Genomic DNA, 19,834 nt, shown 5'->3' with positions numbered 1-19,834 from the left:
GAGCCTCAGGCCCGCACGGCCGAGAGCGCCGCGATCAGCGCCTTCGGGTCGCGCGTCGACAGGTACAGGTACGGCGTCGGGTCCGCCGGATCCACCACTTTCACCCGTACGGCGGTCGGGATGTAGCTGCGCAGTAGCATGAAGGCCCGAGGATCAGCCTTGTAGCTGCGCCAGGCGACCGCCTCCGTGGCGTCCAGCGCGTCGGCGTCCCCGAGCGCCTCCAGGGGGACGCGGGCCTCTCCAGCGACCAGCGAGCCCGCCACCACCCGGATGCGCACCGAGCCGTACGAGCTCACGCCCGCGCCGGCCAGCACCGTGCCGCCGGCCAGTCCGCCGAGCAGCGCCAGCGGCCCGAAGGGCAGCAGCATGAGCGCCACCGCGACTCCGGCGAGCAGGGCGATGAGCCACCAGGAGCGCGGCGCGGTGAGGCGTTCTTCGTAGGGCTGCATGGTCTCCACCATGGCACGGCAGCGACCGGTGGCTACCCGCGCGGGTAGGGTCTCCGGCGTGAGTGGACGAACTACATCGCTGACGCCTCCGGCGGACGCCAAGCCGCCGGTGCGGCACCCCGACGCCCCCGCGCCCGGAGAACTTCTCGGCGCGCACTACGACCAGTGTTTCGGCTGCGGTGAGGGCCAGGCGCACGGACTGCATCTCGCGTCGCGGGCCGGCGAGGGGGTGAGCGTCACCGCCGAGTTCACCGTCAAACCGGCCCATCAGGGCGCCCCCGGCCTCGCCCACGGCGGCGTGCTGGCGACGGCGCTCGACGAGACGCTCGGCGCGCTGAGCTGGCTGCTGCGGGTGATCGCGGTGACCGGGCGGCTGGAGACCGACTTCCTGCGGCCGGTGCCGGTGGACACCGTGCTGCACCTCGACGCGGAGGTCACCGCCGTGCACGGACGCAAGATCTACGGCAGCGCGGTCGGCCGGATCGGCGCTCCCGACGGACCCGTCGCGGTGCGCGCGCAAGCCGTCTTCATCGAGGTGAAGGTCGACCACTTCATCGAGAACGGCCGCCCCGAGGACATCAGCGCGGCACTGGCCGACCCGGACCGCGACAGGGCCAAGCGCGCCTTCGAGGTGAACCCGTGAGCAGAGCTCCCGTCGACGTGCTGATCCGCCGCCTGGACCCGGAGGTGCCGCTGCCCGCCTACGGGCACCCCGGCGACGCGGGCGCGGACCTGATGACCACCGAGGCCGCCGAACTCGCGCCGGGGGAGCGGACCGTGCTGCCCACCGGGGTGTCCATCGCGCTCCCCGACGGGTACGCGGCCTTCGTGCACCCGCGTTCGGGCCTCGCTGCCCGGTGCGGGGTCTCCATCGTGAATACCCCCGGAACGGTCGACGCCGGGTACCGTGGAGAGATCAAGGTGATCGTGGTCAACCTCGACCCCCGGGAGACCGTCCGGTTCGAGCGATTCGACCGGATTGCCCAACTGGTCGTCCAGCAGGTCGAGAAGGTGCGCTTCCACGAGGTGACTGAGCTGCCCGGCTCCGCGAGGGGCCAGGGGCGCCACGGATCCACCGGAGGCCATGCCTCGCTGGACGGACCCGTCGGGGGAAATGAACTCACTTCGGTCGTTGCCGACCGGGAAGGACAGTGACGTGTTCGGTCGTCGCAAGAAGAGCGGTGCCCCCGAGGACGCGGAGGGCAAGGATGAGCTGCTCGCCGACGGTGTGGACTCGGACGAGGCCGCCAAGGACTCGGCGGCGGACACCGAGCAGCGCCGGGTGAACCTGCCGCCTGCCGCGCGGCCCGACGGCCCGTGGGACTCCACCGAGGTCAAGAACCCCGGCGAGGGCCGGGTGGACCTGGGCGGCATGTACGTGCCCGGGGTCGAGGGCATGGAGCTGCGGGTGGAGGTCGCGGGTGACGCGATCGTCGCCGCGACCGTCGTGCTGCGCGACAGCGCCGTGCAGCTCCAGGCGTTCGCCGCGCCCCGCAAGGAAGGCATCTGGGGCGAGGTGCGTGACGAGATCGCGACCGGCATCACCCAGCAGGGCGGTGTCGTCGACGAGGTCGAGGGCCCGCTCGGCTGGGAGCTGCGCGCCCAGGTGCCCGTCACGCTGCCGGACGGCAAGAGCGGTGTGCAGGTCGTGCGCTTCGTCGGCGTCGACGGACCGCGCTGGTTCCTGCGCGGCGTCATCTCCGGCCAGGGCGCGGTGCAGCCCGAGGCCGCGGGGCTGCTGGAGCAGATCTTCAAGGACGCGGTCGTCGTCCGCGGCGACTCCCCGATGGCGCCGCGCGACCCGATCGTGCTCAAGCTGCCGGAGGACGCCCAGATGGTGCCGGAAGGCGTCCAGCAGGAAGAGGCCGAGGGCTCGCGGTTCGCGGGCGGCGTCGACCGGCTGACCCGTGGTCCGGAGATCACCGAGATCCGCTGAACCAGACTGCGGCCGCAAAGGTCCGCAGCGCGTGCGCCGGTGGGCCGTACCCCGTTCGAGGGGTCCGGCCCACCGGCGTTTTCGCTGGTCGGGTGGGGTGCGGGTAAGGAATCGGCCGGGGTGCGCGTAAGGAAGTCGTCAAGGCGGCGGCGCGGGCCGTATGGGAGGCGTCAACGAAACGCTTAAGCCGCCTTGGGCGAGGTTTGCTCCAGAGGTCAGACACATCCGTACCTCTGCTAGGAGCACACGATGGCCGACCTGGCCTTCGTCGTCACCACGATCGCGGTATTCGCGCTGGTGGCTCTCATCGCCAAGGGGGTGGCGAAGCTATGACGGTCGAAAACATCGTCGGTCTCGTCGTAGCCGCCGCCCTGCTGGGCTACCTGGTCCTCGCCCTCGTTTTCCCGGAGAGGTTCTGAGCCACCTCATGAGCCCCATACTCTCCGGCGTGCTCCAAGTGCTCGCGCTGGTCGCGGCACTCGCCCTGGCGTACCGGCCGCTCGGCGACTACATGGCCGCCGTGTACAGCTCCAAGAAACACCTGCGGGTGGAGCGCTGGATCTACCGCTGCGTCGGCGCGAACCCCGACTCCGAGATGCGCTGGCCCGCGTATCTGCGCGGTGTGCTGGCCTTCTCCGCGGCCGGCGTGCTCTTCCTCTACCTGCTCCAGCGGGTCCAGGGCGGCCTGCCGCTCTCGCTCGGGTTCTCCGGCATCAGCCCGGACCAGGCGTTCAACACCGCCGCGTCGTTCGTGTCCAACACCAACTGGCAGTCCTACTCCGGCGAGCAGGCCATGGGCCACGTCGTGCAGACCGGCGGCCTCGCGGTGCAGAACTTCGTGTCGGCGGCCGTCGGCATCGCGGTCGCCGTCGCGCTGGTACGGGGCTTCGTACGCTCCAGGACCGGCGACCTCGGCAACTTCTGGGCCGACCTGGTGCGCGGCACCGTACGCATCCTGATCCCGATCTCGGTGATCGGCGCGATCGTGCTGGTGGCCTGCGGCGCGATCCAGAACTTCGCCGGCATCCACGAGGTGGGCACGCTCACCGGCGGCACGCAGCGGCTCAACGGCGGCGCGGTCGCCTCACAAGAGGTCATCAAGCTGACGGGCACCAACGGCGGCGGCGTCTTCAACGCCAACTCCGCGCACCCCTTCGAGAACCCGAACGCGTTCAGCAACCTCTTCCAGATCTTCCTGATCCTGCTGATCCCGTTCTCGATCACCCGCACCTTCGGCAAGCTCGTCGGCAACGTCAAGCAGGGCTACGCGATCCTCGGCGCGATGGGCGTCATCTGGCTGGGCTTCACGGCGCTGATGATGTGGACCGAGTTCCACCACGGCGGCCAGGCGCTCCAGGCGGCGGGCGGCGCGATGGAGGGCAAGGAGACCCGGTTCGGGGTCGCCTCCTCCTCGATCTTCGCGGTCAGCACCACGCTCACCTCGACCGGCGCGGTCGACTCCTTCCACTCCTCGTTCACCGGCTTCGGCGGCGGGCTCACCCTGCTGGGGATGATGCTCGGCGAGATCGCGCCCGGCGGCGTGGGCTCGGGGCTCTACGGGATGCTCGTCATGGCGATCATCGCGGTGTTCATCGCGGGCCTGATGGTGGGGCGTACGCCGGAGTACCTGGGCAAGAAGATCGGCACCCGCGAGATCAAGCTCGCGGCCTGCTACATCCTCATCACCCCGACCCTGGTGCTCGGCTTCACCGCCCTGTCGATGGCGCTGCCGACCCCGCCGGACTCGATGACCAACACCGGCGCGCACGGCTTCTCCGAAGTGCTCTACGCCTTCACCTCGGGCGCCAACAACAACGGCTCCGCGTTCGGCGGGCTCGCGGCGAACACTCAGTGGTACAACACCACGATCGGGCTCGCGATGCTGCTCGGCCGGTTCCTGCCGATGGTGTTCGTACTCGCCCTGGCCGGCTCGCTGGCCCAGCAGAAACCGGTGCCCGAGACCGCGGGCACCCTGCGTACCGAGAAGCCGCTCTTCGCCGGACTGCTGGTCGGCGCGATCCTCATCATCACCGGCCTGACCTACTTCCCGTCGCTGGCGCTCGGCCCGATGGCGGAGGGACTCTCCTCATGAGCACTACCACCCCCCTACGCCCAGCGGCGCGCGACGAGCGCCCGCCGGAGCAGGAGAGCGCGGGCCGGGTCTCCGGCGGCCTCTTCGACCCGGCCCAGCTGCTCAAGGTGCTGCCGGAGGCGCTCAAGAAGCTGCACCCGCGGGTGATGGTCAAGTCCCCGGTGATGTTCGTGGTCGAGATCGGCTCGGTGGGCACCACCGTCCTGGCGGTCAAGGACCCGGGGGACTGGTTCGGCTGGGCGATCACCGGCTGGCTCTGGCTGACCGTCGTCTTCGCCAACCTCGCGGAGGCGGTCGCCGAGGGCCGCGGCAAGGCCCAGGCCGACAGTCTGCGCAAGGCCAAGACCGACACCGTCGCGCGGCGGCTGAACGGCTCCGCCGAGGAGCGGGTGCCCGGCGCCGAGCTGTGCGTCGGCGACCTGGTGGTCTGCGAGGCGGGTGACGTCATCCCGGGCGACGGGGACGTCGTCGAGGGCGTCGCCTCCGTCGACGAGTCCGCCATCACCGGCGAGTCCGCGCCGGTGATCCGCGAGTCCGGCGGCGACCGGTCCGCGGTGACCGGCGGTACGAAGGTGCTGTCCGACCGCGTCGTCATCAAGATCACGACACGGCCCGGCGAGACCTTCATCGACCGCATGATCGCCCTGGTCGAGGGCGCCGCCCGGCAGAAGACCCCGAACGAGATCGCGCTCAACATCCTGCTCGCCTCGCTCACCATCGTCTTCCTGCTCGCCGTCGTCACCCTGCAGCCCTTCGCGATCTACGCCGGGGCCCCGCAGCCGATGATCGTGCTGGCCGCGCTGCTCGTCTGCCTCATCCCGACCACCATCGGCGCGCTGCTCTCCGCGATCGGCATCGCCGGCATGGACCGGCTCGTGCAGCGCAATGTGCTGGCGATGTCCGGCCGCGCGGTGGAAGCCGCGGGAGACGTGTCCACGCTGCTGCTGGACAAGACCGGCACCATCACGCTGGGCAACCGGCAGGCGGCCGAGTTCGTACCGGTGGCCGGGGCGGGCGAGGAGGAGCTGGCGGACGCCGCGCAGCTGTCCTCGCTGGCCGACGAGACGCCCGAGGGCCGCTCGATCGTCGTACTCGCCAAGGAGCGCTACAGCCTGCGGGCCCGCGAAGAAGGCGAATTGGAGCACGCCGAGTTCATCGCCTTCACCGCGCAGACCCGGATGTCGGGCGTGGATCTGACGACGCCCGACGGGCTCCCGGCCAAGGTCCGCAAGGGCGCGGCGGCGGCCGTCGTCAGCTGGGTCTCGGAGCGCGGCGGCGCCGTGCCGGCCGACGCCGACCGGGCCGTGAGCGACATCTCCGGGGCGGGCGGCACCCCGCTGCTGGTCGCGGTCGAGGACGCCGCCGGCGCGCGGATTCTGGGCGTCATCCACCTCAAGGACGTCGTCAAGGACGGCATGCGGGAGCGGTTCGACGAACTGCGCCGGATGGGCATCAAGACCGTCATGATCACGGGTGACAACCCGCTGACCGCCAAGGCGATAGCCGAGGAGGCGGGGGTCGACGACTTCCTCGCGGAGGCCACCCCCGAGGACAAGATGGCCCTCATCAAGCGCGAGCAGGCCGGCGGCAAGCTCGTCGCGATGACCGGCGACGGCACCAACGACGCCCCCGCGCTGGCCCAGGCGGACGTCGGGGTGGCCATGAACACCGGCACCTCGGCCGCCAAGGAGGCCGGGAACATGGTCGACCTGGACTCGGACCCGACCAAGCTGATCGAGATCGTCGGGATCGGCAAGCAGCTCCTGATCACCCGCGGCGCGCTGACCACCTTCTCCATCGCCAACGACGTCGCGAAGTACTTCGCGATCATCCCGGCGATGTTCACGGTGGCCTACCCGGGCCTCGACAAGCTCAACATCATGGATCTGTCCTCACCGCAGTCGGCGATCCTGTCGGCCGTCATCTTCAACGCGCTGATCATCCTCGTGCTGGTGCCGCTGGCCCTCAAGGGCGTGCGCTACCGGCCGATGAGCGCCGACCGGATGCTGCGCCGCAACCTCGGCGTCTACGGGCTGGGCGGGCTCATCGCGCCGTTCATCGGCATCAAGATCATTGACCTGGCCATCTCCCTCATCCCCGGGCTGCACTGAATCAGGAGCGTGCTGATCACCATGAACAACTCCGTACGCAACACCGCCCGGTTGATCGGGGCAGGGCTCCGCGCGCTGCTTGTGCTGACCGTCGTCTGCGGCGTGATCTATCCGCTGCTCGTCACCGGAATCGCCCAGGCGGCCTTCAGCGGCAAGGCCAACGGCTCCGAGGTCAAGCAGGGCGACAAGGTCGTCGGCTCCGAGCTCTACGGGCAGACCTACGACCTCGCCAAGAAGGACAAGGCGGGGCTCCCGCTGCCGGACCCCAAGTGGTTCCAGCCGCGGCCCTCCGCGGCCGGCTTCGACGACAAGCTGGGCATCGTCATCTCCGGCGCGTCCAACCTCTCGGCGGACGACAAGGACCTGCTCAAGGCGGTGCGGGAGCGCCGCGCGCAGGTCGCGAAGTTCAACGAGGTGACCCCGGCCAAGGTCCCGGTGGACGCCGTCACCGCCTCCGCCTCCGGCATCGACCCGGACATCTCGCCGGCCTACGCACGCCTCCAGGCCGCCCGGGTCGCCGAGGCCAACGGCCTCGACAAGGGCCTGGTCGCCAAGCTGGTCTCGCAGCACACCGAGGGTCGCCTCGCCGGCTTCATGGGCGAGCCGCGCGTCAACGTGCTGCGGCTCAACGCGGCGCTCGGGGAGCTGAAGTGAGCTGACCGGAAGCGCGCCGGGCCGTCCCGGCCCGGCTGCCGCCCGGAAATCGGCGAGTCGCCCTGATCCGCTTCCGCCCGGAAGCGGATCAGGGCTCAGCCGCGCGTCACCACACATCCCCGTCCCGCCAGTCACAGACCAGAGCGCCGGCCGGATCCAGCGGCACTCCGGACGAGGTCACCAGCGCACCGGCGGCCACCCCGGCGTACGCGGCACCGGACGCGCCCCCCGCCGGCAGCACGAACGTGCTCCCGTCGTCCTCCTCGGTGCGCCGCAGGCCGTCCGGGGCGAGCACCGACGTCGGACCCCGCCAGCGCTGCCAGCCGCGCGCCGCGTAGAACTCCGCCGCGCCCTGTGACGCGGACAGCGCGCCCAGCTCGTACGCCCCGCGCAGCACCCGCTCCAGCGCGTCCATCACCGCCGCGCCATGCCCCCGGCCGCGCCGGTCGGCCCGTACCGCCACGCCCTCCACATAGCCGGTGCGCAGCGCCCGCCCGCCGTGCAGCAGCCGCCGCTGCACCACCGAGCCGTGCCCGATCAGCTCGCCGCCCTCGCGCAGCACGGCGTGCACGCCGCCCACGGTGTGATCCCAGTCGGCCTCGTCGAAGTCCCCTTCGAAAGCGGCGGTCAGCAGCGCTCTGATCGCTTCCAGCTCGGCGGGGGCCAGGTCGGCGGTGTGCGCGGTATGGAGCGTGTGCGGGGTGCGTACGTCGGTCATACGGCCCATGGTGCGCGGCCCGGGCGTCGGGCCGGTACGGGTTTTGTGCTGGGGCGGGGGCGTCAGGGCCGCGTCAAGACGCGTCCTGACCCCGCCTCCTGTCCCATTCGCCCTATTCGCTGGCCGTAAGGTCGTCAGTGCGTACGTGGAGTGCATTCGCGATTCGCGTACGGATCCACGGAGCGCGAGGGTGCTCCGCGACGGAAACTTGGGGTCATGGGACGCGGGAAGCTTCGGATCTACCTCGGCGCGGCGCCGGGCGTCGGCAAGACGTACGCGATGCTCTCGGAGGCGCACCGCCGCGTCGAGCGCGGCACCGACGCCGTCGTCGCCTTCGTGGAGCACCACGGCCGGCCGCGCACCGAGGTGATGCTGCACGGCCTCGAACAGATCCACCGCCGCGAGCTCGACTACCGCGGCGGCGTCTTCACCGAGATGGACGTGGACGCGGTCCTGGAGCGCCGGCCCGCCGTCGCCCTCGTGGACGAGCTCGCGCACACCAACATCCCCGGCTCGCGCAACGCCAAGCGCTGGCAGGACGTCGAGGAACTGCTGAAAGCGGGCATCGACGTCGTCTCGACCGTCAACATCCAGCACCTCGAATCACTCGGCGACGTCGTCGAGTCGATAACCGGCGTACGGCAGCGCGAGACCGTCCCCGACGAAGTCGTCCGGCGCGCCGACCAGATCGAGCTGGTCGACATGTCGCCACAGGCGCTGCGCCGCCGGATGGCGCACGGCAACATATACGCCTCCGACAAGGTCGACGCGGCGCTGTCCAACTACTTCCGGCCCGGCAACCTCACGGCCCTGCGCGAACTGGCGCTGCTCTGGACCGCCGACCGGGTCGACGAATACCTCCAGCAGTACCGCAGCGACCACAGCATCCGCTCCACCTGGCAGGCCCGCGAGCGCATCGTCGTCGGCCTCACCGGCGGCCCCGAGGGCCGTACGCTCATCCGCCGCGCCTCCCGGATGGCGGCCAAGGGCTCCGGCAGCGAGATCCTCGCCGTCTACATCGCCCGCAGCGACGGGCTGACCTCCGCCTCGCCCAAGGAACTGGCCGTACAGCGCACGCTCGTCGAGGACCTGGGCGGCACCTTCCACCATGTCATCGGCGAGGACATCCCCGACTCGCTGCTCGACTTCGCGCGCGGCGTCAACGCCACCCAGATCGTGCTCGGCTCCAGCCGCCGCAAGACCTGGCAGTACATCCTGGGCCCCGGCGTCGGCCAGACCGTCGCCCGCGACTCGGGACCCGACCTCGACGTGCACATCGTCACCCACGAGGAGGCCGCGAAGGGCCGCGGGCTGCCCGTCGCCCGCGGCGCGCGGCTCGGCCGCTCCCGGATCATCGGGGGCTGGCTGACCGGGGTCGCGGGCCCGGTGCTGCTCTCGCTGCTGCTGACCGGCCTCGACCCCGGCCCGGGGCTCGCCAACGACGTCCTGCTGTTCCTCTTCCTGACCGTCCTGGCGGCGCTGCTCGGCGGTCTGCTGCCGGCCCTCGCCTCGGCGGCCGTCGGCTCGCTGCTGCTCAACTACTACTTCACGCCGCCCACCCACACCCTGACCGTCAGCGACCCCGAGAACATCGTCGCCATCGCGGTCTTCTTCGCGGTCGCCGTCTCGGTCGCCTCCGTCGTGGACCTCGCGGCCAGACGCACCCACCAGGCCGCCCGGCTGCGCGCCGAGTCCGAGATCCTCTCCTTCCTCGCGGGCAGCGTGCTGCGCGGCGAGACCACCCTCGACGCGCTGCTGGAGCGGGTCAGGGAGACCTTCGCCATGGAGTCGGTGGCGCTGCTGGAGCGGGAGAGCGACGTCGACCCGTGGACCTGCGCGGGCAGCGTCGGCCCCCGGTCGCTGCTGCGCCCCGACGAAGCCGACGTGGACATGCCCGTCGGCGACCACCTGGCGCTCGCCCTGTCCGGCCGGGTGCTGCCCGCCGAGGACCGCCGGGTGCTGGCCGCCTTCGCCGCCCAGGCCGCCGTCGTACTGGACCGGCAGCGGCTGGTCGGCGAGGCCGAACGGGCCCAGGAGCTGGCCGAGGGCAACCGCATCCGCACCGCCCTGCTGGCCGCCGTCAGCCACGACCTGCGCACCCCGCTCGCGAGCATCAAGGCCTCGGTCAGCTCGCTGCGCTCGGACGACGTCGCGTGGTCCGAGGAGGACGAGGCCGAGCTGCTCGCGGGCATCGAGGACGGCGCGGACCGGCTCGACCACCTGGTCGGCAACCTGCTCGACATGTCCCGGCTGCAGACCGGCACCGTCACCCCGCTGATCCGCGAGATCGACCTCGACGAGGTGGTCCCGATGGCGCTCGGCGGGGTCCCCGAGGACAGCGTCACGCTGGACATCCCCGAGACGCTGCCGATGGTCGCTGTGGACCCCGGGCTGCTGGAGCGCGCCGTAGCCAACCTGGTCGAGAACGCGGTCAAGTACAGCCCCGAGGGCGCCCCGGTGCTGGCCGCCGCGAGCGCGCTGGGCGAGCGCGTCGAGCTGCGCGTCGTGGACCGCGGCCCCGGCGTCCCGGACACCGCGAAGGACCGTATCTTCGCGCCCTTCCAGCGCTACGGCGACGCCCCGCGCGGCGCCGGCGTCGGGCTCGGCCTCGCGGTCGCCCGCGGCTTCGCCGAGGCGATGGGCGGCACGCTCACCGCCGAGGACACCCCCGGCGGCGGCATGACCATGGTGCTCAGCCTCAGGGCGGCGGCGGGCCGCCCGCCGGTCCGCGCGGAACTGCCCGACCGGGCCACCACATGAACCCACCCCTGACCAGAACCGCTCGAACCGCTCGAACCGCACGACCAGAGGAAAGGCAGGCCGGGTGATGAACCGGGTGCTCGTGGTGGACGACGAGCCGCAGATCGTACGCGCCCTCGTGATCAACCTGAAGGCACGCAAGTACGAGGTGGACGCGGCCCCGGACGGCGCCACCGCCCTGCGGCTGGCCGCCGCCCGCCACCCCGACGTGATCCTGCTGGACCTCGGTCTGCCGGACATGGACGGCGTGGACGTGATCCGCGGCCTGCGCGGCTGGACCCGGGTGCCGATCCTGGTGCTCTCCGCCCGCCAGACCTCCGACGAGAAGGTCGAGGCGCTCGACGCCGGCGCCGACGACTACGTGACCAAGCCCTTCGGCATGGACGAACTGCTGGCCCGGCTGCGCGCCGCCGTCCGCAGGGCCGAGCCCGCCGGCGCGGGCAGCGCGGGCGACGACGCGCTCATCGCGACCCAGGGCTTCACCGTCGACCTGGCGGCGAAGAGGGTCAACCGCGAGGGGCGCGACGTCCGGCTGACTCCGACCGAGTGGCACCTGCTCGAAGTGCTGGTCCGCAATACGGGTCGTCTCGTCAGTCAGAAGCAGCTGCTCAAGGAGGTCTGGGGGCCGTCCTACGGCACCGAGACCAACTATCTGCGGGTCTACATGGCGCAGCTGCGCCGCAAGCTGGAGGCCGATCCCTCGCATCCCCGGCACTTCGTGACCGAGCCCGGCATGGGATACCGGTTCGAGCTGTGATCCCTCGGGACACCGCGCCGGTACGCTTGCCGGTATGAGTGCCGTACCCCGTTCCGAGAAGCCGACCGGCGGCCGCTTCCGCCGGATGATCGACCGGCTGTCGACCTCGCAGGAGGACCTGCAGGCCGCAGAACTGCAGCAGGACGCCCAGGCGGCGGGGTGCACCCGGATCTGCGACTGCGCCGACCGGCAGGTCGTCACGGTCACCGGCACACTCCGCACCGTCACGCTGCGCCCCCGGGCCGGCGTGCCCGCGCTGGAGGCGGAGCTTTTCGACGGCTCCGCGCCACTCGATGTGGTGTGGCTGGGCCGGCGTTCGATCGTCGGCATAGAACCGGGCCGCATGCTCATCGCCTCGGGCCGGGTCTCCATGAGCCACGGCCGCCGGGTTCTCTTCAATCCCAAGTACGAACTCCGACCACTCGGACAGGAGTAGCCGGTGACGTCTCTCGACAAACCGACCGCCACCGATCAGGACAGCGCCGCGAACAGCGACCCGGACCATGACGCTCAGCGCGAAGCGAAAGCCGTCACCGAGGCCGCCCTGTTCGCCGCCTTCGGCGGAGTACGGGGCATGGTGGAGACTGTTCTCCCCGGCCTGTTGTTCGTCACCATCTTCACGCTCAACAAGGACCTCCACCTCTCGGCCATCGCGGCCCTGGCGGTCTCCTTGCTGCTCGTCGCCGTACGGCTGATCTCCAGGGCCACCGTCAAGCACGCCTTCGGCGGCGTCTTCGGGGTCGCCTTCGGCGTCGTCTTCGCGATGATGACCGGCAACGCCAAGGACTTCTACCTGCCGGGCATGATCTACACCCTCGGCCTCGCAGCCGCCTACATCGGCACCACGCTCGCGGGCGTCCCGCTGATCGGGCTGATGCTCGGCCCGGTGTTCAAGGAGAACCTCTCCTGGCGCACCAGGAACCCCGGACGCAAGAAGGCGTACGCCAAGGCCAGTTGGGCCTGGGGGCTGATCCTGCTCGCCAAGTGCGCGATCCTCTTCCCGCTGTACTGGTGGGCGGACACCGCTCAGCTCGGCTGGGTGCTGGTGGCCCTGAAGATCCCGCCGTTCCTGCTCTGCGTCTACCTCACCTGGGTCTTCCTCGCGAAGGCTCCGCCGCCGATCGACGTGTTCGCGGAGATGGAGGCGGAGGAGGAGACGGAGCGCCGGCGGAAGAAAACCTGAGCCCCGGTGGACGGGTGTCCTCAATCGCCTGGGGGAGGGCTGAATTTAGCCCGTTGGGGGCACCTCCCGGACGAAGTCTGGGGGAGATTGGGGACAGCGTGGCCGTAAGGACGCGTGAAGGCCCCTCCGGCGCTAGCCGGTAACGTCCTCCCGGCGTACCGAAAGCAGGTCCTCCAGCTGTTCCTCCCGCGCCTGCGCAGCGACGAACAGCAGCTCGTCCCCGGCCTCCAGGACGTCGTCCTTGCTCGGCGTGAGCACCCGCGTGCCGCGGATGATCGTGACCAGCGAGGTGTCCTCGGGCCAGTCCACATCGCCGACCCGGGTGCCGGCCAGCGCCGCCTCGGGGGGCAGCGTCAGCTCTACGAGGTTGGCGTCTCCGTGGCTGAAGCGCAGCAGCCGCACCAGGTCGCCGACGCTCACCGCCTCCTCGACCAGGGCCGACATCAGCCGCGGGGTGGACACCGCGACATCGACGCCCCAGGCCTCGTTGAACAGCCATTCGTTCTTGGGGTTGTTGACGCGGGCGACGACCCGCGGCACTCCGTACTCGGTCTTCGCGAGCAGCGAGACGACGAGGTTGACCTTGTCGTCCCCGGTCGCCGCGATGACGACGTTGCAGCGTTGCAGCGCGGCCTCGTCCAGCGAGGTGATCTCGCAGGCGTCGGCGAGCAGCCACTCGGCCTGCGGCACCCGCTCCACCGAGATGGCGGTCGGCGCCTTGTCGATCAGCAGCACCTCGTGCCCGTTCTCCAGCAGCTCCGCCGCGATGGAACGACCCACCGCGCCGGCTCCGGCGATGGCGACTCTCATGAGCGCGTCTCCTCGGGGCCCTTGGCGCAGGCCGCCTCGACCTGTTGCAGTTCGTCGGTGCGCATCATCACGTGCACCAGGTCACCCTCTTGCAGCACGGTCTGGGAGGTCGGCAGCATCGCCTCGCCCAGTCGGGTCAGGAACGCGACCCGTACGCCGGTCTCCTCCTGGATCCTGCTCACCTTGTGGCCCACCCACGCGGGGGAGGTGTGGACCTCGGCGAGCTGGACACCGCCACTCGGGTCACGCCACAGCGGCTCGGCGCCGGACGGCAGCAGCCGCCGCAGCATCTGGTCGGCCGTCCAGCGGACGGTGGCCACGGTCGGGATGCCCAGCCGCTGGTAGACCTCGGCGCGCCGCGGGTCGTAGATCCTGGCGGCCACGTTCTCGACGCCGAACATCTCGCGGGCCACCCGGGCCGCGATGATGTTGGAGTTGTCGCCGCTGCTCACCGCGGCGAAGGCGCCGGCTTCCTCGATACCCGCTTCGCGCAGGGTGTCCTGGTCGAAGCCGACGCCGGTCACCCGGCGACCGCCGAATCCGGAGCCGAGCCGGCGGAAGGCCGTCGGGTCCTGGTCGACGACGGCGACCGTGTGGCCCTGCTGTTCCAGGGTCTGTGCGAGGGCCGAACCGACGCGCCCGCAGCCCATGATGACGATGTGCATCGCGCCCTTACCCCGCACTCTCCGCTAGCGCCATGACCTGCACAAACATCCTGCTCTCAACATCCTTCGATCGCTACGGGGCTCCATCGGGGCGCCAGGCCCCGGATTCGAGGCTACGCGGCACCATGAGTGTTGCCTGCGCGGGCATCGGGGGCAACCGTAGCCGCAGCACCGAACCCGCCGCAGGTCGCGCGCCCCAGGGGGCGCCGGGCGCGCCCCCAGGCGGCTCGGCGTGCCCCGCTACCCCTCGGCGCGCGGCCCCGTTTCGTCCGCCTCCGTTTCGGCCGCCTGCGCTTCGCGCGCCCCCGTTTCGCCCGCCTCCGCTCCGGCCGCCTCCGCGATCCGCCGGGCCATGCCGCCGAACACCACGGCGTGGAACGGCGAGACGCTCCACCAGTAGGCGTGCCCCGCCAGCCCGTGCGGGTGGAACAGCGCGCGCTGCCGGTAGCGGCTGCGCCCCGCGCCGTCCCGCTCGACGGTCAGCTCCAGCCAGGCGAGCCCCGGCAGCCGCATCTCCGCCCGCAGCCGCAGCAGCCGGCCGGGTTCGATCTCCTCCACCCGCCAGAAGTCGAGGGAGTCGCCGACCCGCAGCCGCGCCGCGTCCCGCCGGCCGCGGCGCAGGCCCACGCCGCCGACCAGCCGGTCCAGCCAGCCGCGGACGGCCCAGGCGAGTGGGAAGGAGTACCAGCCGTTCTCGCCGCCGATCCCCTCCACCACCCGCCACAGTGCCTCGGGCGAAGCGTCGACGGCCCGCTGGCGGCGGTCGGTGTAGAGGCTGCCACCCGCCCAGTCCGGGTCGGTGGGCAGCGGGTCGCTCGGTGCTCCGGGCACGGCCGCCGAGGACCAGCGGGTCGCCACGTCCGCCTCCCGGATGCGCTGCAGGGCCAGCTCCAGCGCCCGGTCGATGCCCAGCAGACCGCCGGGCGGGTCCGGTACGTAGCGCGCGATGTCGTGCTCGGCGCAGACCACCTCGTGCCGCAGCGACTCGGCGAGCGGCCGGGCGATCGAGTGGGGCACCGGGGTGACCAGCCCGACCCAGTGGCTGGACAGCCGGGGGGTGAGCACCGGCACCGGCAGGATGATCCGCCTGGGCAGCGCGGCGACCGCCGCGTACCGCTGCATCATGTCCCGGTAGCTGAGCACGTCGGGGCCGCCGAGGTCGAAGGCCCGGTTCACGTCCGGGGGCAGCCCGGCGCAGCCCACCAGGGTGCGCAGCACGTCGCGGACGGCCGTGGGCTGCATCCGGGTGCGCACCCAACTGGGGGTCACCATCAGTGGCAGCCGCTCGGTGAGATAGCGCAGCATCTCGAACGAGGCCGAGCCCGACCCGATGATCACGGCGGCCCGCAGCACCGCGGTCGGCACCCCGGAGCCGAGCAGCAGCCGGCCCACCTCGGCGCGCGAGCGCAGATGCGGCGACAGCTCGCGCTCCGGTACGCCGGCCGGGGTCAGTCCGCCCAGGTAGACGATCCGGCGGACGCCGGCGGCGCGCGCCTGCTCCCCGAAGATCCGGGCCGCGCGGCGGTCGGTCTCCTCGAACCCGGAGCCGGTGCCCAGCGCGTGCACCAGGTAGTACGCGACATCGACGCCGTCCATGGCGGCCCGTACGGAGTCCGCGTCGGTCACATCGCCGCGGACCGTCTCGGCCCGATCGGCCCAGGGATGGTCGCGCAGCTTCTCCGGTGAGCGGGCCAGAGCGCGCACCGAGTGCCCGGCCTCGATCAGTTCCGGGACGAGCCTGCCGCCGATGTAGCCGGTGGCTCCGGTGACCAGGCAGCGCAGGGGTGAGGTGCCGGATGTCATGGCGGTCTCCCGGGTCGGGGCGGGTGGCGGAACGCGGGGGTGAACAGGCGGGGCACGGGCGGTGATTCCCGTCCCGTCCAGTTTGTGTCCACCGCCGGACACCGCAACCGCGGGCTCCGCCGGCGGGCGTTTTCCGGATGACCACGGGTGGCGGGTGAGCGCTGGTCATATGGAACGCTTACGATCCTCTGCGTGTCCAAACTGACCGACGTGCCGAAACGGATCCTGATCGGCCGCGCGCTGCACAGCGACAAGCTGGGGGAAACACTCCTCCCCAAACGCATCGCGCTCCCCGTCTTCGCATCCGACCCGCTCTCGTCCGTGGCGTACGCGCCGGGCGAGGTGCTCCTCGTGCTCTCCGTGGCAGGGGTCTCGGCCTATCACTTCAGCCCATGGATCGCGGTCGCGGTCGTGGTGCTGATGTTCACGGTCGTGGCCTCCTACCGGCAGAACGTGCACGCCTATCCGAGCGGCGGCGGCGACTACGAGGTCGCTACCACCAACCTCGGCCCCAAGGCGGGACTCACCGTCGCCAGCGCGCTGCTCGTGGACTACGTCCTCACAGTGGCCGTGTCGATCTCCTCCGGCGTCGAGAACCTCGGCTCCGCGATCCCGTTCGTCGTCGAGCACAAGACGAGCGTGGCGGTCGGCGTGATCGTGCTGCTGACCCTGATGAACCTGCGCGGTGTCCGGGAGTCCGGAAAGCTCTTCGCCATCCCGACCTATGTCTTCGTCGCGGGCGTGTTCCTGCTGATCCTCTGGGGCGCCTTCCGCGGTCTGGTGCTCGGCGAGAGCATGCACGCCCCCACATCCGACTACACCATCCACGCGGAGCGGGGCGGCCTGGCCGGTCTGGCGCTGGTCTTCCTGCTGCTGCGCGCCTTCTCCTCCGGCTGCGCGGCGCTCACCGGCGTCGAGGCGATCAGCAACGGCGTGCCCGCCTTCCGCAAGCCGAAGAGCAAGAACGCCGCCAGCACGCTCGCCCTGATGGGCGGCCTGGCCGTCGTCATGTTCTGCGGCATCATCGGCCTGGCCATGGCGACCGACGTCAAGATGGCCGAGAACCCGGCGAAGGACCTGCTGCACAAGGGCGTGGCGGTCGGCGCGGGCTACACCCAGGACCCGGTCATCTCACAGGTCGCGGCCGCGGTCTTCGGCGACGGCTCGTTCCTGTTCATAGTCCTCGCCGCGGCCACCGCGCTGGTCCTCTTCCTGGCCGCCAACACCGCGTACAACGGCTTCCCGCTGCTCGGCTCGATCCTCGCCCAGGACCGCTACCTGCCGCGCCAGCTGCACACCCGCGGCGACCGGCTCGCGTTCTCCAACGGCATCGTGCTGCTCGCCGGGGCCGCCGCGATACTCGTCGTGATCTACGACGCCGACTCCACCCGGCTGATCCAGCTCTACATCGTCGGCGTCTTCGTGTCGTTCACGCTGAGCCAGACCGGCATGGTGCGGCACTGGAACCGCCACCTGCGCAGCGAGCGGGACCCGGTCAAGCGGCGCCGGATGCACCGCTCCCGGGCGATCAACACCTTCGGCGCCTTCTTCACCGGTCTGGTGCTGGTCGTCGTCCTGCTCACCAAGTTCACCCACGGCGCCTGGGTCGCCCTGCTCGGCATGGTCATCTTCTACGCGACGATGACCGCGATCCGGCGGCACTACGACCGCGTCGCCGACGAGATCGCCGCCGAGGACGATCCGAGCGACGACGTCGTACGCCCGTCCCGGGTGCACTCGATCGTCCTGGTCTCGAAGGTGCACAAGCCGACGCTGCGGGCGCTGTCCTACGCCAAGCTGATGCGCTCCGACACGCTGGAGGCGCTCAGCATCAGCGTCGACCCGGCCGAGACGAAGGCGTTGAAGGAGGACTGGGAGCGGCGCGGCGTCGACGTTCCGCTCAAGGTCCTCGACTCGCCCTATCGCGAGATCACCCGGCCGATCATCGAATACGTCAAGGGACTGCGCCGGGAGAGCCCGCGCGACGTGGTCAGCGTCTACATCCCGGAATATGTCGTCGGTCACTGGTACGAGCACCTGCTGCACAACCAGAGCGCGCTGCGGCTCAAGGGCCGGCTGCTGTTCACGCCCGGCGTGATGGTCACCTCGGTGCCCTGGCAGCTCGACTCCTCCGAGGCGGCGAAGAAGCGGGCGCGCAGGCGCGCGGACTGGAACGCGCCCGGCGCGGTGCGCCGCGGGCCGGTCACGCTGCCGAAGCGGGACAAGGCGTCGAACAGCAAGAAGTAGCTGCACACAGAGCCGCACACCAGCGGTAGCCGCCGGTGGCCGACCGGAAAGAAGCGGCCAGCCACCGGCGGCGGCCGAGCGACGAGACACGGCCGAGACGCGTCCGAGACACGGCCGAACAACAAGAAGTCATGGGCTGCTGCGGCGGGCCGTACACTGAATGGTTGTCGTCCCGCCGTACCCCCACACCCTCAGGAGCTCGCCCACCGTGCAGACAGAACCCCCCAAGGCAGCATCCCTGGTCGGCGAGGAGTACGAGGTCGAGGTCGGCTCCGTCGCGCACGGCGGGCACTGCGTCGCCCGCACGTCCGAGGGCCGGGTGCTGTTCGTACGCCATACGCTGCCCGGCGAGCGGATCGTGGCCCGGATCACCGACGGTGACGAGGACTCCCGCTTCCTGCGCGCCGACGCCGTACGCGTCCTGCAGGCATCCCCGGACCGGGTCGAGGCGCCCTGCCCGTTCTCCGGCCCCGGCAAGTGCGGCGGCTGCGACTGGCAGCACGTCACCCCCGGCGTGCAGCGCCGCCTCAAGGTCGACGTCATCACCGAGCAGCTCAGCCGGCTGGCCGGGCTCACCCCGGAAGAGGCACGCTGGGACGGCACCGTCGAGCCCGCCCCCGGCGACAAGCTCCCCAAGGGCGAGGTCCCGGCCTGGCGCACGCGCGTCCAGTACGCGGTCGACGCCGAGGGCCACGCGGGCCTGCGCCGGCACCGCTCGCACGACATCGAGCGGGTCGACAAGTGCCTGATCGCCGCCCCCGGCGTCACCGAGCTGGGCATCGAAGGCCGTGAATGGCCGGACATCGCGGGCATCGAGGCCATCGCCTCCTCCGGCTCCAACGACCGGCAGGTCATCGTCGAGCCGGTGGCGGGCGGCCGGCTGCCGATCATCGAGCTGGACAAGCCGGTCTCGGTGCTGCGCATCGACGAGAAGGACGGCGGCACGCACCGCGTGCACGGCCGCGGCTTCGTCCGCGAGCGCGCCGCGGGCCGCACCTGGCGGATCGGCTCCGGCGGCTTCTGGCAGGTTCACCCGCAGGCCCCTGACCTGCTGGTCCAGGTCGTGATGCAGGGCCTGATGCCGCGCAAGGGCGAGATGGCCCTCGACCTCTACTGCGGCGTCGGCCTGTTCGCGGGCGCGCTCGCCGAGCGGGTCGGCGACACCGGCGCGGTGCTCGGCATCGAGTCGAACAAGCGAGCCGTCGAGGACGCCCGGCACAACCTCGAAGACCTCGCGCGGGTGCGCGTCGAGCACGGCAAGGTCGAGACCGTCCTGCCCCGCACGAAGATCACCGAAGCGGACCTGATCGTCCTGGACCCGCCGCGCGCGGGCGCCGGCAAGCAGACCGTCGTCCGCCTCGCGGCCCTGGGCGCACGGCGCATCGCCTACGTCGCCTGCGACCCGGCGGCGCTGGCGCGCGACCTCAAGTACTTCAGCGAGGCGGGCTACTCGCTGCGCCGGCTGCGGGCGTTCGACCTCTTCCCGATGACGCATCACGTGGAGTGCGTGGCGATTCTGGAGCCGACGAAGGTCGAGGCTCTGGAGCCGGTCCAGGCCGAGGTCGGGGCCTGACCTGCGGGTTTCCGGTGTGCGTGATGTGCCCTATGGGTGCTGAGGGCGATATCGCGGCGTTGATTTGACGCTCGTT

18 protein-coding genes are annotated in these 19,834 nt (G+C 71.3%); 13 read left to right on the top strand and 5 right to left on the bottom strand.

Features of this window, described 5'->3' with window-relative positions; translation table 11 throughout:
- Positions 1–5: 5 nt before the first annotated feature.
- Entirely contained in the window at positions 6–449 is a 444-nt protein-coding gene (locus tag QMK28_RS09985) for a DUF3093 domain-containing protein (protein WP_326436692.1), read from the bottom strand.
- A gap of 58 nt (positions 450–507) precedes the next feature.
- On the opposite strand from QMK28_RS09985, the gene QMK28_RS09980 reads away from it, so the two are divergent.
- The 7 genes from QMK28_RS09980 to kdpC all read left to right on the top strand — a co-directional run bounded on the left by QMK28_RS09980 (position 508) and on the right by kdpC (position 7,242).
- The gene (locus QMK28_RS09980; protein ID WP_326436691.1) at positions 508–1,092 is read left to right on the top strand and encodes a PaaI family thioesterase; all 585 of its coding nucleotides are present in this window, start codon (positions 508–510) and stop codon (positions 1,090–1,092) included.
- Positions 1,089–1,604 (top strand): dUTP diphosphatase, encoded by a 516-nt coding sequence (gene dut / locus QMK28_RS09975; RefSeq protein WP_326436690.1) that lies wholly within the window; start codon positions 1,089–1,091, stop codon positions 1,602–1,604. Before QMK28_RS09980 ends, dut begins: the two co-directional genes overlap by 4 nt.
- A gap of 1 nt (position 1,605) precedes the next feature.
- Positions 1,606–2,385 (top strand): DUF3710 domain-containing protein, encoded by a 780-nt coding sequence (locus tag QMK28_RS09970; RefSeq protein WP_326436689.1) that lies wholly within the window; start codon positions 1,606–1,608, stop codon positions 2,383–2,385.
- A 329-nt stretch (positions 2,386–2,714) separates the two neighbouring features.
- Positions 2,715–2,804, top strand: a complete 90-nt coding sequence (gene kdpF / locus QMK28_RS09965; protein WP_326436688.1) for a K(+)-transporting ATPase subunit F — start codon at positions 2,715–2,717, stop codon at positions 2,802–2,804.
- Between the two features lie 8 nt (positions 2,805–2,812).
- On the top strand, positions 2,813–4,477 hold the full coding sequence (gene kdpA / locus QMK28_RS09960; RefSeq protein WP_326436687.1) for a potassium-transporting ATPase subunit KdpA: 1,665 nt from the start codon (positions 2,813–2,815) through the stop codon (positions 4,475–4,477).
- Positions 4,474–6,588, top strand: a complete 2,115-nt coding sequence (gene kdpB / locus QMK28_RS09955; RefSeq protein WP_326436686.1) for a potassium-transporting ATPase subunit KdpB — start codon at positions 4,474–4,476, stop codon at positions 6,586–6,588. The genes kdpA and kdpB overlap by 4 nt, the downstream gene beginning before the upstream one ends.
- Positions 6,589–6,609: 21 nt before the next feature.
- The gene (gene kdpC, locus QMK28_RS09950) at positions 6,610–7,242 is read left to right on the top strand and encodes a potassium-transporting ATPase subunit KdpC (RefSeq protein WP_326436709.1); all 633 of its coding nucleotides are present in this window, start codon (positions 6,610–6,612) and stop codon (positions 7,240–7,242) included.
- 106 nt (positions 7,243–7,348) lie between these two features.
- Here kdpC and QMK28_RS09945 read toward each other — a convergent pair whose 3' ends face one another.
- Entirely contained in the window at positions 7,349–7,960 is a 612-nt protein-coding gene (locus QMK28_RS09945) for a GNAT family N-acetyltransferase (RefSeq protein WP_326436685.1), read from the bottom strand.
- A 216-nt stretch (positions 7,961–8,176) separates the two neighbouring features.
- Here QMK28_RS09945 and QMK28_RS09940 point away from each other — a divergent pair, with 216 nt between their 5' ends.
- From QMK28_RS09940 to QMK28_RS09925, 4 genes are all read left to right on the top strand, one after another.
- Positions 8,177–10,720, top strand: coding sequence for a sensor histidine kinase (locus QMK28_RS09940; protein WP_326436684.1), 2,544 nt, complete (start codon positions 8,177–8,179; stop codon positions 10,718–10,720).
- 67 nt (positions 10,721–10,787) lie between these two features.
- On the top strand, positions 10,788–11,477 hold the full coding sequence (locus tag QMK28_RS09935) for a response regulator (RefSeq protein ID WP_326436683.1): 690 nt from the start codon (positions 10,788–10,790) through the stop codon (positions 11,475–11,477).
- 34 nt (positions 11,478–11,511) lie between these two features.
- On the top strand, positions 11,512–11,913 hold the full coding sequence (locus tag QMK28_RS09930) for an OB-fold nucleic acid binding domain-containing protein (protein WP_326436682.1): 402 nt from the start codon (positions 11,512–11,514) through the stop codon (positions 11,911–11,913).
- A 3-nt stretch (positions 11,914–11,916) separates the two neighbouring features.
- Positions 11,917–12,660 carry a DUF3159 domain-containing protein gene (locus QMK28_RS09925; RefSeq protein WP_326436681.1) on the top strand — a complete coding sequence of 248 codons (744 nt, stop codon included), beginning with the start codon at positions 11,917–11,919 and terminating at the stop codon, positions 12,658–12,660.
- Between the two features lie 132 nt (positions 12,661–12,792).
- On the opposite strand, the gene QMK28_RS09920 is transcribed toward QMK28_RS09925, so the two are convergent.
- From QMK28_RS09920 to QMK28_RS09910, 3 genes are all read right to left on the bottom strand, one after another.
- On the bottom strand, positions 12,793–13,470 hold the full coding sequence (locus QMK28_RS09920; RefSeq protein ID WP_326436680.1) for a potassium channel family protein: 678 nt from the start codon (positions 13,468–13,470) through the stop codon (positions 12,793–12,795).
- Complete coding sequence (locus QMK28_RS09915) at positions 13,467–14,135, bottom strand: potassium channel family protein (protein WP_326436679.1); 669 nt, start codon at positions 14,133–14,135, stop codon at positions 13,467–13,469. Before QMK28_RS09915 ends, QMK28_RS09920 begins: the two co-directional genes overlap by 4 nt.
- Positions 14,136–14,375: 240 nt before the next feature.
- Positions 14,376–15,938: an SDR family oxidoreductase gene (locus tag QMK28_RS09910; RefSeq protein WP_326436678.1), complete on the bottom strand. Its 1,563-nt coding sequence runs from the start codon at positions 15,936–15,938 to the stop codon at positions 14,376–14,378.
- Positions 15,939–16,130: 192 nt separating this feature from the next.
- Between QMK28_RS09910 and QMK28_RS09905 the strand changes: the two genes are divergently transcribed.
- Both QMK28_RS09905 and QMK28_RS09900 read left to right on the top strand, forming a co-directional pair.
- A complete protein-coding gene (locus QMK28_RS09905) occupies positions 16,131–18,185 on the top strand; it encodes an APC family permease (protein ID WP_326436677.1) in 2,055 nt (684 codons plus the stop codon).
- 208 nt (positions 18,186–18,393) lie between these two features.
- Positions 18,394–19,758: a class I SAM-dependent RNA methyltransferase gene (locus QMK28_RS09900; RefSeq protein WP_326436676.1), complete on the top strand. Its 1,365-nt coding sequence runs from the start codon at positions 18,394–18,396 to the stop codon at positions 19,756–19,758.
- Positions 19,759–19,834 lie beyond the last annotated feature (76 nt).

The organism is Streptomyces sp. H27-D2, assembly GCF_035828615.1.
Lineage (GTDB): Bacteria > Actinomycetota > Actinomycetes > Streptomycetales > Streptomycetaceae > Streptomyces.
The sequence above is the reverse complement of the archived record's forward strand: the minus strand, read 5'-3'. Positions and strand labels throughout refer to the sequence as shown.